Below are 13,622 nucleotides of genomic sequence, written 5' to 3'. Positions count from 1 at the left end.
ACGCCCAGACCCATGACCACGCTCGCTTCCGAACAGATCCACGCCGCCCGCATTCTCGTGGTCGGCGACATGATGCTCGACCGCTACTGGTTTGGGGATGTCGATCGGATTTCGCCGGAAGCGCCGGTACCCGTCGTGCAGATCAAGCGCCAGGATGAACGTCTTGGTGGGGCCGCCAACGTGGCGCGCAATGTGGCGGCACTCGGCGCGCAGGCAGCCATGCTCGGTGTGGTTGGCGACGACGAGCCGGGTCGCAGCATCGAAACGCTGCTCGGGGAGAGCCACGTTACGGGTCACCTGCATCGTGATCCGGCGGTCAACACGACGATTAAGCTGCGCGTGCTGGCACGTCAGCAACAATTGATTCGCGTCGATTTTGAGAACGCGCCCACGCACGAAGTGCTGATGTCGGTGCTTGATCGTTTCGGTATGCTGGTGCCTCAGCACGACGTGGTGGTGCTGTCGGACTACGGCAAGGGCGGTCTCACCCACGTCGGCAAGATGATCGAGACGTCGCGCCAGGCGGGCCGCCGCGTGCTGGTCGACCCGAAGGGCGACGACTATTCGCGTTACAAAGGGGCGACCATGATCACGCCCAACCGCGCTGAAATGCGCCAGGTGGTGGGTTCGTGGAAATCGGAGCAGGACCTGACCATCCGCGCACAGAACCTGCGTCGCGATCTGCAACTCGAGGCGCTGCTACTCACGCGCTCGGAAGAAGGCATGACGCTTTATACCGAGCACGAGGTGCTGCACGTGTCGGCGCAGGCGCGCGAAGTGTTCGACGTCTCGGGCGCGGGCGATACCGTGATCGCTACGCTGGCTACGCTGCTGGGTGCGGGCGCCAACATCAAGGAAGCCGTGCAGTACGCGAATCGCGCAGGCGGCATCGTGGTCGGCAAGCTGGGCACGGCTGTCGTCACCCACGCAGAACTCTTCAACTGATCATCTGATCAACAGATCATGACCATCATCGTCACCGGCGCGGCTGGCTTTATCGGCGCCAACATCGTCAAGGGCCTGAACGAGCGCGGCGAAACGGACATCATCGCCGTCGACAACCTCACGCGGGCCGACAAGTTCAAGAACATCGTCGACTGCCAGATCAGCGATTACCTGGACAAGACCGATTTTGTTGAGCGTTTTGCGCGCGGCGAGTTCGGCAAGGTCCGCGCGATCTTCCATGAAGGCGCCTGCTCCGACACCATGGAGACCGACGGCCGCTACATGATGGACAACAATTACCGCTACTCGCTGGCGGTGATGCGCGCGTGCCTGGACCAAGGGGTGCAGTTTCTCTATGCCTCGTCGGCAGCCACGTACGGCGCTTCGGAAACGTTCCGCGAAGCGCCCGAGTTCGAGCGGCCACTCAACGTGTACGGCTATTCCAAGCTGCTGTTCGACCAGATCGTGCGGCGTGTCATGCCGACCGCGCTGTCGCAGATCGTCGGCTTTCGCTACTTCAACGTCTATGGTCCGCGTGAGCAGCACAAGGGTCGCATGGCTTCTGTGGCGTTCCACAACTTCAACCAGTTCCGCGCAGAAGGGACGGTCAAGTTGTTCGGCGAGTACAACGGCTACCCGCAAGGTGGCCAAATGCGCGATTTCGTGTCGGTGGAAGATGTGGTGAAGGTCAACCTGTTCTTCTTCGACAATCCGGACAAGTCGGGCATCTTCAACCTCGGCACGGGCCGCGCGCAGCCGTTCAACGATATCGCCACGACGGTCGTGAACACGTTGCGCGCAGCGGAAGGCAAGCCGGCGCTTTCTACCGAAGAGCTGGCACAGGAAGGCCTGATCGAATACGTGAAATTCCCGGACGCGTTGCGTGGTAAATATCAGTGCTTCACGCAAGCGGACCAGTCGCGCCTGCGCGCCGCGGGTTACACGGCGCCGTTCCTGACGGTCCAGGAAGGCGTGGAGCGTTACTGCCAGTGGCTGTTGAAGCAGCCGGCCTGATCGATCAGTTCTGCTAAGAATCAGACGGCGTGTGACTTTTTGTCCGTTCGCTGCGGAATCGCCAGGACGCTCTTTAATATGTGTCGAAACCGCCACCTCATGTGGCGGTTTTTTTTATTCCCTATACCAAGGAGAAGCACATGTTGAAGAAGCTGTTGGCCACCGCCTTGATGTCGCTGTCGATGCTGTCGGTCTCGTGGGCTGCGGTAGATGTGAATACTGCAGATCATGCTGCGCTCGAGACGCTGTCCGGCATCGGCCCCAAGCGTTCCAAGTCGATCATTGAAGAGCGCACCAAGAACGGTCCGTACAAAGACGCCGCCGACTTCAAGGCTCGCGTGTCCGGCATTGGCGACAAGACGCTCGTCAAGCTGGAGAACGAAGGTCTGACGTTCGGCGCTCCGGCAGCGGCATCGGTGCCGGCCGCAGCCAAGAAGGACAGCAAGGACGCAAAGAAGAAGTAAGTCTGCGGTCACCTGCCACCAACGCCCCGCCTCGAGCGGGGCGTTTTGCCATGAGAGGGGCAAGGGATTTGGGCTGCATTACAATGCCTTGATTCCCGTCCCCCACGCATCATGGCCTATCTCACCATCGAAGACACCATCGGCAACACGCCGTTGGTTCAGCTCCAGCGCATTCCCGGCGAAGGCAACGCGCGCCGCGGCAATGTCATCCTCGGCAAACTCGAGGGCAATAACCCAGCCGGCTCGGTCAAGGATCGCCCTGCGCTGTCCATGATCAAGCACGCCGAAGCGCGCGGCCGCATCAAGCCGGGTGACACGCTGATCGAATCCACGTCGGGCAACACGGGCATTGCCCTGGCCATGGCCGCTGCTGTGCGTGGCTACAAGATGGTGCTGATCATGCCGGAAGACCTGTCGGTGGAACGCCGCCAGAGCATGGCCGCTTACGGCGCGGAGATCATCCTCACCCCCGTCAAGGGCGGTATGGAATACGCACGTGACCTGGCCGACGCGATGGAGAAGGAAGGTAAGGGCGTCATCCTCGATCAGTTTGCCAACCCGGACAACCCGCTTTCGCACTACGAAACCACCGGCCCCGAACTGTGGCGCGACACCGAAGGCCGCATCACGCATTTCGTCTCGGCGATGGGGACGACGGGCACGATTACCGGTGTCTCGCGCTTCCTGAAAGAGAAGAACGCCGCCATCCAGATCGTGGGCGCACAGCCGGAAGAAGGCTCGCGCATTCCTGGGATCCGCAAGTGGCCCGAGGCGTATATGCCGAAGATCTACGATCCGAAGTACATCGATCGCACCGAGCCGGTGAGTCAGTCCGACGCCGAGCACATGGCGCGTCGCATGGCTCGCGAAGAAGGTATCTTCTGCGGGATATCTGCGGCGGGTGCGTTGTGCGTGGCACTGCGTGTGGCCGAGGAAGTGGAAAACGCGACGATCGTGTTCGTGGTGTGCGATCGAGGCGATCGTTACTTGTCGACGGGCGTTTTCCCCGCCTGACGGCACGCCGCATCGCCAAGAAAAAAGCGCAGCCGAAGCTGCGCTTTTTGTTTGCGTGGACGGTGGATCAACCCTGCATCGCCTGCCGCACGGCTTGGCCCAACTCGTACACCGCAGCTGCGTAGAAGAAGCTGCGGTTGTAGCGCGTGAGCACGTAGAAGTTGCGCAGGCCGACGCGGTACTCGGTCGGCTGACCCGGCGTGGGCAGGTCGATCATCAGCACCTCGGTTTCCTGCTCGCGTGCGGCATCGACGCCCGGAGCCAGCGCCAGACCAGCGCGCGTGAGCCTCGACAACGTCATGCCGGGATACGGCTGGCCGTCTGCGGCTGCTGCTGCAATGCCCTGGCTGTCCGCATCGCCGGCAATGTTCCACATCACAGGGCGGTTCGGTTCCCAGCCGTGCATCTGCAGGAAGCGTGCGACGCTGCCGATGGCATCCACCGCGCTGTTGCGCAGGTCGATATGACCATCGTGGTCGTAATCGATGGCGTATTCGCGGATGCTGGTTGGCATGAATTGCGGAATGCCGACTGCGCCCGCATACGAGCCGAGGACCGAGAAGGAGTCCGTGCCCGTGTCGCGGCACCAGAGCAGGAAGTCCTTGAGCTGGTTACGGAACATCGTGCTGCGGTCTTCGCGGTTGGGCGTGTCGGGGTAGTCGAAGGCCAGCGTGGACAGCGCGTCCATCACGCGGAAATTGCCCATGTCTCGGCCGTAGATGGTCTCGACGCCCAGGATGCCCACGATCACGTCGGCCGGCACGCCAAATTCGTTCTCGGCACGGCGCAGTGTGTCGCCGTATTGCTGCCAGAAGCGTACGCCAGCGCCAATGCGGATCGGCTCGATGAAGCGGCCGCGATAGGCGGTCCAGCTGCGACGCGCGGGCGTGGCCGGGGGCAGAATCAGGCGCGCCACCGTAGCGGAATAGGCCGTTCCGGCAAACAGCGTGTCGAGCGATGTCCGGTCAAAGTTGTACTGCGCGACCAGCATGCCGATGAAGGCCTGCGTTTGCGGATTGTTGCGATAACGATCGGGGTCGATCTCTTCTTCATGCACCGCAACGCGGCGCTTGGGCGACTTGGCAGCTTTCTTGGCAGCCAGCGAGAGCGCCGGGAAAGAGAGCGCGGAGAGCGCTGCGCCGGCCACCAGGGCGCGCAATACGGGACGACGGGAAGAAGGCGATTGGCTCATGGGCAGGCTTCATACAGGATCGGGGCATTGTAGCGGATGCGTCTGTTGGATCGCCCAGGCGCGCGGCGTTGTGGCACAGCCGTGCTAACGTAGCGGCTGGAGACACTGAAGCACACCGGATCACAACAACATGGCGACCGGCCTCTACACGCATCCCGAATTCCTCCGGCACGAGATGGGACCGCACCATCCCGAATGCCCGGACCGCCTGCGCGCGATCGAAGACCAGCTCATCGCCAGCCGCATCGACGACCTGCTCGTTCCGTGCGAGGCGCCGCCCGCCACCGAGGCGCAGCTATGTCGCGTCCATCGCGCTGAATACGTGCGCGAGCTGGTGGCCAGCGTGCCGATTGCCGGTTATATGCCGATCGATCCCGACACCTCGATGAACCCGCACACCTACATGGCCGCGGTGTTGGCCGCGGGGGCTGCGGTGGACGCCACCGACAAGGTCATCGCCGGCGAACTTGAAAATGCCTTCTGCAGCGTGCGCCCACCTGGCCATCATGCGGAGCCGGGCCGCGCAATGGGCTTCTGCTTCTTCAACAATGTGGCCGTGGCCGCGCGTCATGCGCTGGACCATCACGGCTTGCAGCGCGTGGCGATCGTCGACTTTGATGTGCACCACGGCAACGGCACCGAGGCGGCGTTCATCAACGAGTCGCGCGTGCTGATGTGCAGCATCTTCCAGCACCCGTTCTACCCGTATTCCGGCACCGAGGCGGTGGCGGCCAACATGGTGAACATCCCGCTGCCGGCCTATACGAACGGCCTGACCGTGCGCGAAGTGGTGGAGACCATCTGGCTGCCCCGCCTAGAGGCGTTCCAGCCCGAAATGCTGTTCATCTCCGCCGGTTTCGATGCGCACCGCGAGGACGATCTGGGCCAGATGGGCCTGGTCGAGGCGGACTACGCGTGGATCACGCAGCAGCTCATGCAGGTGGCGCGCACGCACGCCAAGGGCCGGATCGTCAGTTGTCTGGAGGGCGGCTACAACCTCAGCGCGCTTGGGCGCAGTGTGGTGGCGCACGTTAAGGCCCTGGCCGAGCTTTAAGCGATCGACGATGACGAATCGTCAATGACATTCAAAAAAGTAATAAAGACATCGTTAAAGAATCGTTCCTCGCATGTAGGGTCTGCCTTACACTAGCGCCTTATTCCAACAAAAAAGAGACGGCAACGGCCTCGGCACAGGGCGGTTGCCGTTTTTGTCTGTACGCATGATCGAACTCAAGGGGATATCGCAGCACTTTCGGGGAGCGGGCGGCCATGACGTCCACGCGCTGCGCGATGTTGACCTCACCATCGACCGGGGAGATATCTTCGGCATCATCGGCCGCAGCGGCGCGGGCAAGAGCACGCTGGTCCGCGTCATCAATCTGCTGAATCGGCCGACCTCCGGCACTGTCACCGTGGCGGGGCAGGAACTCACCGCACTCAATGCCGATGGCTTGCGCCAAGCGCGCCGCAAGATCGGCATGATCTTCCAGCACTTCAACTTGCTGTCCTCGCGCACCGTATATGACAACGTGGCGCTGCCGCTGGAGTTGGCCGGCACGTCGCGTGAACGCATACGCGAGATCGTGTTGCCGCTGCTGGAACTGGTGGGCCTGTCTGCGCACAAGGACCGCTACCCCGCGCAGATTTCCGGTGGCCAGAAGCAGCGCGTTGGCATCGCCCGCGCGCTGGCGAGCCAGCCGGATGTGCTGCTCTCCGACGAGGCGACCTCCGCGCTGGACCCGGAGACGACGCGCTCGATTCTCGACCTGCTGCGCAAGATCAACCGCGAACTGGGCCTGACCATCGTGCTGATCACGCACCAGATGGAAGTCATCAAGCAGGTGTGCGACCGCGTGGCGGTGCTCGACGCCGGCCGGGTGGTGGAACTGGGCCGCGTGATCGACGTGTTCCTGAAGCCCGAGCATGACGTGACGCGCGCTCTCATCGGCGAGGTGATCTCGCAGGAATTGCCGCCCTCCGTTCTGGCGCGAGTTGAAAGCCGCCTCACCGCACGTGAGCAAGGTGGCCGTGACCACCTGTTCCGCCTAGCCTTTACCGGCGCAGGCGTAGACCAGCCGGTGCTGGCGCAGGCGATCCGCAACTACGGGCTCGACTTCAATATCTTGCACGGCCATATCGACGAAATTCAGGGTCAGGCCTTTGGCTCGCTGGCGATCCTGGCCACGGGCGACACGGCTGACATCAACAACGCGATGAACTTCCTGCGCGAGCAAGGCGTGGTGGTCGAGGAGATCAACCATGTGGTCTGATCTGACTGATCTGTTCCTGCCGGCCTTCTGGGAAACGCTCGCCATGGTGGGCGTGTCCGGCGGCATTGGTGCGCTGTTCGGCGTGCCGCTGGGCGTACTGCTGTATCTCACGACTTCGGGCGGCGTGCTGTCGGCGCCGCTGTTCAACCGCGTGGCGGGCCTTGTCGTCAATGCCGTGCGCTCCGTGCCGTTCATCATCCTGCTGGTCGCGGTGATTCCGTTCACGCGCCTGCTGGCGGGCTCGTCCATCGGCACCGCCGCGGCCATCGTGCCGCTGACGATCGCGGCGATTCCCTTTGTCGCCCGCCTGGTCGAGACCGCGTTGCGCGAAGTGGACCGTGGCCTGATCGAGGCCGCCCAATCGATGGGTGCTACGACGGGTCAACTCGTCTACAAGGTGCTGTTGCCCGAGGCGATGCCCGGCATCCTCGCTGGCCTGACGATCACCTTCGTCAGTCTTGTCGGCTACTCGGCCATGGCCGGTACCATCGGCGGCGGCGGCCTGGGCGATCTGGGCATTCGCTACGGCTATCAGCGCTACGAATCGGACATCATGCTGGCGGTTGTCGTCATCCTGATCGTCTTTGTGCAGGCGGTGCAATCCACGGGCGATTGGCTCGTGCGCCGCCTGAGCCACCGTTAATCATTCAATCGACAGACATAACGAGGAAACACAATGAATCGCCGTCAACTGCTGCAATGGTCCGCGAGCCTTGGCGCCGCATTGGCACTGGTCGCAGGCAGCGCGCTCGCGCAGACCAAGCCGATCAAGATCGGCGTGACCGCTGGTCCGCACGCCGAGATCATGGAAGAAGTGAAGAAGGTCGCCGAGAAGGATGGCCTGAAGCTGCAGATCGTCGAGTTCAACGATTACATCCAACCGAACGCAGCCTTGGCCGCCGGCGATCTGGACGCCAACAGCTATCAGCACCAGCCGTATCTGGACGACCAGATTGCCACGCGCGGCTACAAGTTTGTGAGCGTCGGCCAGACCATCACCTTTCCGATGGGGATCTACTCGAAGAAGATCAAGTCGCTGAAGGAACTGAAGGACGGTGCGCGCTTCGGCCTGCCGAACGATCCGACCAACGGCGGCCGCGCGCTCCTGCTGCTGCAATCGCAAGGCGTGATCAAGCTTAAGCCGAACGCCGGTTTCAAGGCCTCGCCGCGCGACGTGGCCGAGAACCCGAAGAAGCTGAAGTTTGTCGAGTTGGATGCCGCGCAACTGCCGCGCTCGCTGGATGATCTGGATGCCGCCGCCATCAACGGCAACTACGCCGAGAAGGCCAACCTGGACCCGACCAAGGACGGCATCGCCATCGAAAGCCCGAAAGGCCCGTATGCCAACGTGATCGCCATCCGCGCCGCCGACAAGGACCAACCCTGGGTTGCCAAGCTGGTGAAGGCGTATCATTCGGACGCCGTGAAGGCCTTCGTCAAGACGAAATACAAAGATGCGGTGATTGTGGCTTGGTAATCACTTTGTGATTTCTCGGTGACCCGGTAGAGGGCTCTACCGAACAGATTGCCGGACGTTTCACTGGCGTCCGGCAAATTTTCGCGGTTAAAATAGCACGACCGTTCGGAAAAATTACGCGAGCGACCAGCCCCCCTTATAATGGCCGGCGTTTTGCAAAATCGTCTTATCAATTAGTGGAGTGAGCGCATGAAAGTCCTGGTCGCAGTCAAGCGCGTGATCGATTACAACGTGAAGGTTCGCGTGAAGACGGACGGCAGCGGTGTCGATCTTGCCAACGTCAAGATGAGCATGAACCCGTTCGACGAGATCGCCGTGGAAGAGGCGGTTCGCCTGAAGGAAGCAGGCGTCGCTACCGAAGTGATCGCCGTCTCGTGCGGCGTGACGCAGTGCCAGGAAACCCTGCGCACCGCCATGGCCATCGGCGCCGACCGCGGCATTCTGGTCGAGACTGCCGAAGAGCTGCAGCCGCTGGCCGTCGCCAAGCTGCTCAAGGCGCTGGTCGACAAGGAACAGCCTCAGCTGATCATCCTCGGCAAGCAGGCGATTGACGACGATGCCAACCAGACCGGCCAGATGCTGGCTGCGCTGGCTGGCCTGCCGCAAGCCACGTTTGCCTCGAAGGTGCAGATCGCTGATGGCAAGGCTTCGGTCACACGTGAAGTGGACGGCGGTCTGGAAACCCTGTCGGTCAAGCTGCCGGCCGTGGTCACCACCGACCTGCGCCTGAACGAGCCGCGCTACGTGACGCTGCCGAACATCATGAAGGCAAAGAAGAAGCAGCTCGACACGGTCAAGCCGGAAGATCTGGGCGTGGACGTTGCACCGCGCCTGAAGACGCTGAAGGTAGTCGAGCCCGCCAAGCGCAGCGCCGGTGTGATGGTGCCCGATGTGGCCACGCTGGTGTCCAAGCTCAAGACGGAAGCCAAGGTGTTGTAAGCGGTCATCCGCTTCGCACATCTTCCAAGCACACCGAACAGGCAGATCAAGATGACCGCACTCGTTATTGCTGAACACGACAATCAATCCATCAAGGCCGCGACGCTGAACACCGTGACGGCTGCCGCCCAATGCGGCGGTGACGTCCACGTGCTGGTGGCCGGCGCTGGCTGCGGCGCCGCAGCACAGGCCGCCGCACAGATCGCCGGCGTAACCAAGGTGCTGGTGGCCGATGCGCCCCAGTTTGCCGATGGCCTTGCCGAGAACGTCGCCGAGCAGGCCCTGGCCGTTGCCGGCAACTACAGCCACATCCTGGCGCCCGCCACCGCCTACGGCAAAAACATCCTGCCGCGCGTGGCCGCCAAGCTCGACGTGGCCCAGCTGTCCGACATCACCAAGGTCGACGGCCCGGATACCTTCGAGCGCCCGATCTACGCCGGCAACGCAATTGCCACCGTGCAATCGGCCGACAAGGTGAAGGTAATCACCGTGCGCGGCACGGCATTCGACCCGGCTGCCGCAACCGGTGGCTCGGCTGCTACCGAAAACCTGACCGCCGTGGCTGATGCCGGCATCTCGCAGTTCGTCTCGCGCGAGGTGACGAAGAGCGACCGCCCGGAACTGACCGCCGCGAAGATCATCGTGTCGGGCGGCCGTGGCGTAGGCTCGGGCGAGAACTACACCAAGGTGCTGACGCCGCTGGCTGACAAGCTGGGAGCCGCGCTGGGTGCCTCGCGCGCCGCTGTGGACGCCGGCTTCGTGCCGAACGACTACCAGGTTGGCCAGACCGGCAAGATCGTCGCGCCGCAGCTGTACATCGCCGTCGGTATCTCGGGCGCGATCCAGCACTTGGCAGGCATGAAGGATTCCAAGGTGATCGTTGCGATCAACAAGGATCCGGAAGCGCCGATCTTCCAGGTGGCGGACTACGGCCTCGTGGGCGACCTGAACGCTGTCGTGCCGGAGCTGGTGACCGCACTGGGCTGATCGCACCGCGCAGCACGCTTCGTTTGACGCGTGCTGCTCTGCCCGACGCAAAGCCGTTTCCGACCCGTTTGGAAACGGCTTTTTTATACGCGAGCGCCATCAGGAGAGTGCGTCACGCACTCGATGAGGCACTGTCCTGATCGCGCTTAACAAGAGTTGGAGAGAGACATGACCTATCAAGCCCCAGTCAAGGACATGCTGTTCGTGATGAACGAGTTGGCCGGCCTGGACAACGTCGCGAAGCTGCCTGGCTTTGAAGACGCCACCGCCGACACGGCGCAAGCCGTGCTGGAAGAAAGCGCGCGCTTCACCGGTGAAGTGGTTGCGCCGCTCAATGTGGAAGGTGACCGCAATCCGAGCAGTTGGAAAGACGGCGTCGTCACGGCCACCGCGGGTTTCAAAGAAGCGTTTGCCCAGTTCGGTCAAGGTGGCTGGCAGGGCGTGCAGCACCCCTTGGAATACGGCGGCCAGGGCTTGCCCAAGCTGATCGCCACGGCGTGCATCGAAATGCTGAATGCGGCCAACCTGTCGTTCGCACTGTGTCCGCTGCTGACGGATGGTGCCATCGAGGCGTTGCTGACGGCCGGCACCGAAGAGCAGAAACAGCTTTTCGTCCCCAAGCTCATCTCGGGCGAATGGACGGGCACGATGAACCTGACCGAGCCGCAGGCCGGCTCCGACTTGGCACTCGTACGCACGCGCGCCGAGCCGGTAGGCGACGGCACGTTCAAGATCTTTGGCACGAAGATCTTCATCACATGGGGCGAGCACGACATGGCCGAGAACATCGTCCACCTCGTGCTGGCGCGTACGCCGGGTGCGCCGGAAGGCGTGAAGGGCATCTCGCTGTTTGTGGTGCCGAAGTTCATGGTTAATGAAGATGGCTCGCTGGGCGCCCGCAACGATGCGCATTGCGTGTCGATCGAACACAAGCTCGGCATCAAGGCGAGCCCGACGGCCGTGCTGCAGTTTGGCGACAACGGCGGCGCGATCGGTACGCTGGTCGGCGAAGAAAATCGCGGCCTGGAATACATGTTCATCATGATGAACGCGGCGCGTTATGCGGTGGGCATGCAGGGCATTGGCGTGTCGGAGCGCGCGTATCAGAAGGCCGTCGCCTATGCGCGCGAGCGCGTGCAGAGTCGCCCGGTGGATGGCTCTGTTGCCAAGGCCGTGCCCATCATTCACCACCCGGACGTCAAGCGCATGCTGCTGACGATGCGCGCCATGACCGAAGGCGCACGTGCGCTGGCCTATGTGGCCGCCGCAGCGTGCGATGCCGGCCATCACGCTGCGGACGACGCTGCACGCAAGCAGAACGCAGCGCTGTACGAATTCCTGGTGCCGATCGTGAAGGGCTGGAGCACCGAGATGTCGATCGACGTGACGAGCCTGGGCGTGCAGGTGCACGGCGGCATGGGCTTTATCGAAGAGACGGGCGCCGCGCAGTTCTATCGTGATGCGCGCATCCTGCCGATCTACGAAGGCACCACGGCCATCCAGGCCAACGATCTGATCGGCCGCAAGACCGTGCGTGACGGCGGTGCGGTGGCGCTGGGCATTTGCGCGGAAATCGCTAAGTTGGAGGCGGCGCTGGCGGCAAAGGGCGGTGCGCATTGCGACGCGATGCAGGCGCGTCTGGCAGCCGGCCGCGAGGCACTGGAATCGGTGGTGCGCTTTGTGGTCGCGCAGACCAAGGCGCAGCCGAACGCCGTGTTCGCGGGCAGCGTGCCGTATCTGCGACTGTGCGGCATCGTGCTGTCGGGTTGGCAGATGGCGCGTGCGCTGCTGGTGGCCCTCGACCGCGAGAGCGAAGACCCGAACTTCTACGGCGCGAAGATCGCCACGGCGCGCGTGTTTGCAGACGTGTTGCTCACGCAGGCACCTGGTATTGCGCAGAGCGTGCTGACGGGTGGCGAGACGATCGGTGCGATGCCGGAAGTGCAGTTCTAAGCGGCATCAGCGGGGCAAAAAAAGGGAGGCTTCGGCCTCCCTTTTTTATTGCATGCAGCGTAGACGATCAGGCCAGCGCAGGCTTGGTTGCCGGCATCGGCGTGCCGCCCAGGTAGCGATACACCGACAGGTCGTCCGAGCGGATGGCAGGCGAGCGGCCCGACACCAGATCCGACAGCAGCTTGCCCGAGCCGCATGCCATGGTCCAACCCAGCGTGCCGTGGCCAGTGTTGAGCCACAGGCCGCGCACGGGCGTCTGGCCGACGATGGGCGTGCCGTCTGGCGTCATCGGGCGCAGGCCGGTCCAGAACGAGGCGCGCGACACATCCCCGGCACCCGGGAACAGATCGTTGACCACGAACTCCAGCGTCTTGCGCTTGCTCGGGTCCAGGCGTTTGTCGTAGCCGACGATCTGCGCCATGCCACCCACGCGGATGCGGTCGTCAAAGCGCGTCACGGCCACTTTGTAGGTCTCGTCAAGAATGGTGGACGCAGGGCTCTTCGCCGCGTCCGTCATCGGTACGGTGATCGAGAAACCCTTGAGCGGGTAGACCGGCACGTTCACCAGATTCTTCAGGAACGGCGTGCTGTAGCTGCCCAGCGCCACGACCACGAGATCGGCGTCGATCGGCTGGCCGTCGACCAGCGCGCCGCGTACGGCGTCGTTCTTGAAGATGAGGCTGTTGATCGTGCTGTTGAAACGGAAGCGCACGCCGAGCTTTTCCGCCATCGCGGCCAGGCGCGTGGTGAAGAGTTGGCAATCGCCCGTTTCGTCATTGGGTAGGCGCAAGCCACCGGCCAGCTTGTGGCGGGTCGAGGCCAGGCCTGGTTCACTGCGCACGAGGTCTTCGCGCGAAAGCAGTTCGTAGGGCACGCCAGCACGCTCGAGCACGGCGATGTCGTTCGCGGCGCCGTCAAGCTGTTGCTGGGTGCGGAAGATTTGCAGCGTGCCTTGCTGGCGGCCTTCGTAGGCGATGCCGGTGTCGGCGCGCAGGTCGCGGATGCAGTCGCGGCTGTATTCGGCCAGGCGGACCATGCGCTCCTTGTTTTGCGCATAGCTGGCGGCGTCGCAGTTGCGCAGCATCTGCCACATCCACTTGAGCTGGAAGAGCGTGCCATCGGGGCGGATGGAAAGCGGCGCATGCTGCTGGAACATCCACTTGATGGCCTTGAGCGGCACGCCCGGGGCGGCCCACGGCGACGCGTAGCCCGGCGAGATCTGGCCAGCATTGGCAAAGCTTGTCTCCAGCGCCGGACCGGCTTCACGGTCGACGACGGTGACTTCATGGCCCGCGCGGGCCAGGTAATAAGCGCTGGTCACGCCAATCACGCCGCTGCCAAGAACGAGCACGCGCATGGTGATACTC

Annotated in this window: 13 protein-coding genes; 11 read left to right on the top strand and 2 right to left on the bottom strand. The window is 63.1% G+C overall.

What is annotated here, in order from left to right; genetic code table 11:
• The first annotated feature begins 12 nt into the window (after positions 1–12).
• From rfaE1 to cysM, 4 genes are all read left to right on the top strand, one after another.
• Positions 13–945 carry a D-glycero-beta-D-manno-heptose-7-phosphate kinase gene (gene rfaE1 / locus NG898_RS15220; RefSeq protein ID WP_252693151.1) on the top strand — a complete coding sequence of 311 codons (933 nt, stop codon included), beginning with the start codon at positions 13–15 and terminating at the stop codon, positions 943–945.
• Between the two features lie 18 nt (positions 946–963).
• On the top strand, positions 964–1,959 hold the full coding sequence (gene rfaD / locus NG898_RS15215; protein ID WP_092971677.1) for an ADP-glyceromanno-heptose 6-epimerase: 996 nt from the start codon (positions 964–966) through the stop codon (positions 1,957–1,959).
• Positions 1,960–2,099: 140 nt separating this feature from the next.
• Positions 2,100–2,423, top strand: a complete 324-nt coding sequence (locus tag NG898_RS15210) for a ComEA family DNA-binding protein (RefSeq protein WP_252693149.1) — start codon at positions 2,100–2,102, stop codon at positions 2,421–2,423.
• A gap of 111 nt (positions 2,424–2,534) precedes the next feature.
• Positions 2,535–3,437, top strand: coding sequence for a cysteine synthase CysM (gene cysM / locus NG898_RS15205; RefSeq protein WP_252693148.1), 903 nt, complete (start codon positions 2,535–2,537; stop codon positions 3,435–3,437).
• A 67-nt stretch (positions 3,438–3,504) separates the two neighbouring features.
• Here cysM and mltB read toward each other — a convergent pair whose 3' ends face one another.
• Entirely contained in the window at positions 3,505–4,629 is a 1,125-nt protein-coding gene (gene mltB / locus NG898_RS15200; RefSeq protein WP_252693146.1) for a lytic murein transglycosylase B, read from the bottom strand.
• A 130-nt stretch (positions 4,630–4,759) separates the two neighbouring features.
• On the opposite strand from mltB, the gene NG898_RS15195 reads away from it, so the two are divergent.
• From NG898_RS15195 to NG898_RS15165, 7 genes are all read left to right on the top strand, one after another.
• Complete coding sequence (locus NG898_RS15195) at positions 4,760–5,683, top strand: histone deacetylase family protein (RefSeq protein WP_252693144.1); 924 nt, start codon at positions 4,760–4,762, stop codon at positions 5,681–5,683.
• Between the two features lie 166 nt (positions 5,684–5,849).
• Positions 5,850–6,899: a methionine ABC transporter ATP-binding protein gene (locus NG898_RS15190; protein ID WP_252693142.1), complete on the top strand. Its 1,050-nt coding sequence runs from the start codon at positions 5,850–5,852 to the stop codon at positions 6,897–6,899.
• Positions 6,889–7,542, top strand: a complete 654-nt coding sequence (locus NG898_RS15185; RefSeq protein WP_252693140.1) for a methionine ABC transporter permease — start codon at positions 6,889–6,891, stop codon at positions 7,540–7,542. The genes NG898_RS15190 and NG898_RS15185 overlap by 11 nt, the downstream gene beginning before the upstream one ends.
• A 33-nt stretch (positions 7,543–7,575) precedes the next feature.
• Positions 7,576–8,376 (top strand): MetQ/NlpA family ABC transporter substrate-binding protein, encoded by an 801-nt coding sequence (locus NG898_RS15180; RefSeq protein WP_252693138.1) that lies wholly within the window; start codon positions 7,576–7,578, stop codon positions 8,374–8,376.
• Positions 8,377–8,565: 189 nt separating this feature from the next.
• A complete protein-coding gene (locus NG898_RS15175; RefSeq protein WP_147216743.1) occupies positions 8,566–9,315 on the top strand; it encodes an electron transfer flavoprotein subunit beta/FixA family protein in 750 nt (249 codons plus the stop codon).
• 51 nt (positions 9,316–9,366) lie between these two features.
• Positions 9,367–10,302, top strand: coding sequence for an electron transfer flavoprotein subunit alpha/FixB family protein (locus NG898_RS15170; protein WP_027677863.1), 936 nt, complete (start codon positions 9,367–9,369; stop codon positions 10,300–10,302).
• 168 nt (positions 10,303–10,470) lie between these two features.
• Entirely contained in the window at positions 10,471–12,255 is a 1,785-nt protein-coding gene (locus NG898_RS15165; RefSeq protein WP_252693136.1) for an acyl-CoA dehydrogenase, read from the top strand.
• A gap of 67 nt (positions 12,256–12,322) precedes the next feature.
• On the opposite strand, the gene NG898_RS15160 is transcribed toward NG898_RS15165, so the two are convergent.
• A complete protein-coding gene (locus NG898_RS15160) occupies positions 12,323–13,612 on the bottom strand; it encodes a D-amino acid dehydrogenase (protein ID WP_252693134.1) in 1,290 nt (429 codons plus the stop codon).
• Between the last annotated feature and the right edge of the window lie 10 nt (positions 13,613–13,622).

Origin of the sequence: Ralstonia mojiangensis (assembly GCF_023955645.1) — a bacterium.
GTDB classification, from domain to species: Bacteria; Pseudomonadota; Gammaproteobacteria; order Burkholderiales; family Burkholderiaceae; genus Ralstonia; species Ralstonia mojiangensis.
Note: the sequence above shows the minus strand (reverse complement) of the source record. Positions and strands in the feature narration are given on the sequence as shown.

Bases quoted from the DNA above. Each gene is read 5' to 3' on its own strand.
- rfaE1 (WP_252693151.1), top strand. From the start codon at position 13: ATGACCACGCTCGCTTCCGAACAGATCCACGCCGCCCGCATTCTCGTG.
- rfaD (WP_092971677.1), top strand. From the start codon at position 964: ATGACCATCATCGTCACCGGCGCGGCTGGCTTTATCGGCGCCAACATC.
- NG898_RS15210 (WP_252693149.1), top strand. From the start codon at position 2,100: ATGTTGAAGAAGCTGTTGGCCACCGCCTTGATGTCGCTGTCGATGCTG.
- cysM (WP_252693148.1), top strand. From the start codon at position 2,535: ATGGCCTATCTCACCATCGAAGACACCATCGGCAACACGCCGTTGGTT.
- mltB (WP_252693146.1), bottom strand. From the start codon at position 4,629: ATGAGCCAATCGCCTTCTTCCCGTCGTCCCGTATTGCGCGCCCTGGTG.
- NG898_RS15195 (WP_252693144.1), top strand. From the start codon at position 4,760: ATGGCGACCGGCCTCTACACGCATCCCGAATTCCTCCGGCACGAGATG.
- NG898_RS15190 (WP_252693142.1), top strand. From the start codon at position 5,850: ATGATCGAACTCAAGGGGATATCGCAGCACTTTCGGGGAGCGGGCGGC.
- NG898_RS15185 (WP_252693140.1), top strand. From the start codon at position 6,889: ATGTGGTCTGATCTGACTGATCTGTTCCTGCCGGCCTTCTGGGAAACG.
- NG898_RS15180 (WP_252693138.1), top strand. From the start codon at position 7,576: ATGAATCGCCGTCAACTGCTGCAATGGTCCGCGAGCCTTGGCGCCGCA.
- NG898_RS15175 (WP_147216743.1), top strand. From the start codon at position 8,566: ATGAAAGTCCTGGTCGCAGTCAAGCGCGTGATCGATTACAACGTGAAG.
- NG898_RS15170 (WP_027677863.1), top strand. From the start codon at position 9,367: ATGACCGCACTCGTTATTGCTGAACACGACAATCAATCCATCAAGGCC.
- NG898_RS15165 (WP_252693136.1), top strand. From the start codon at position 10,471: ATGACCTATCAAGCCCCAGTCAAGGACATGCTGTTCGTGATGAACGAG.
- NG898_RS15160 (WP_252693134.1), bottom strand. From the start codon at position 13,612: ATGCGCGTGCTCGTTCTTGGCAGCGGCGTGATTGGCGTGACCAGCGCT.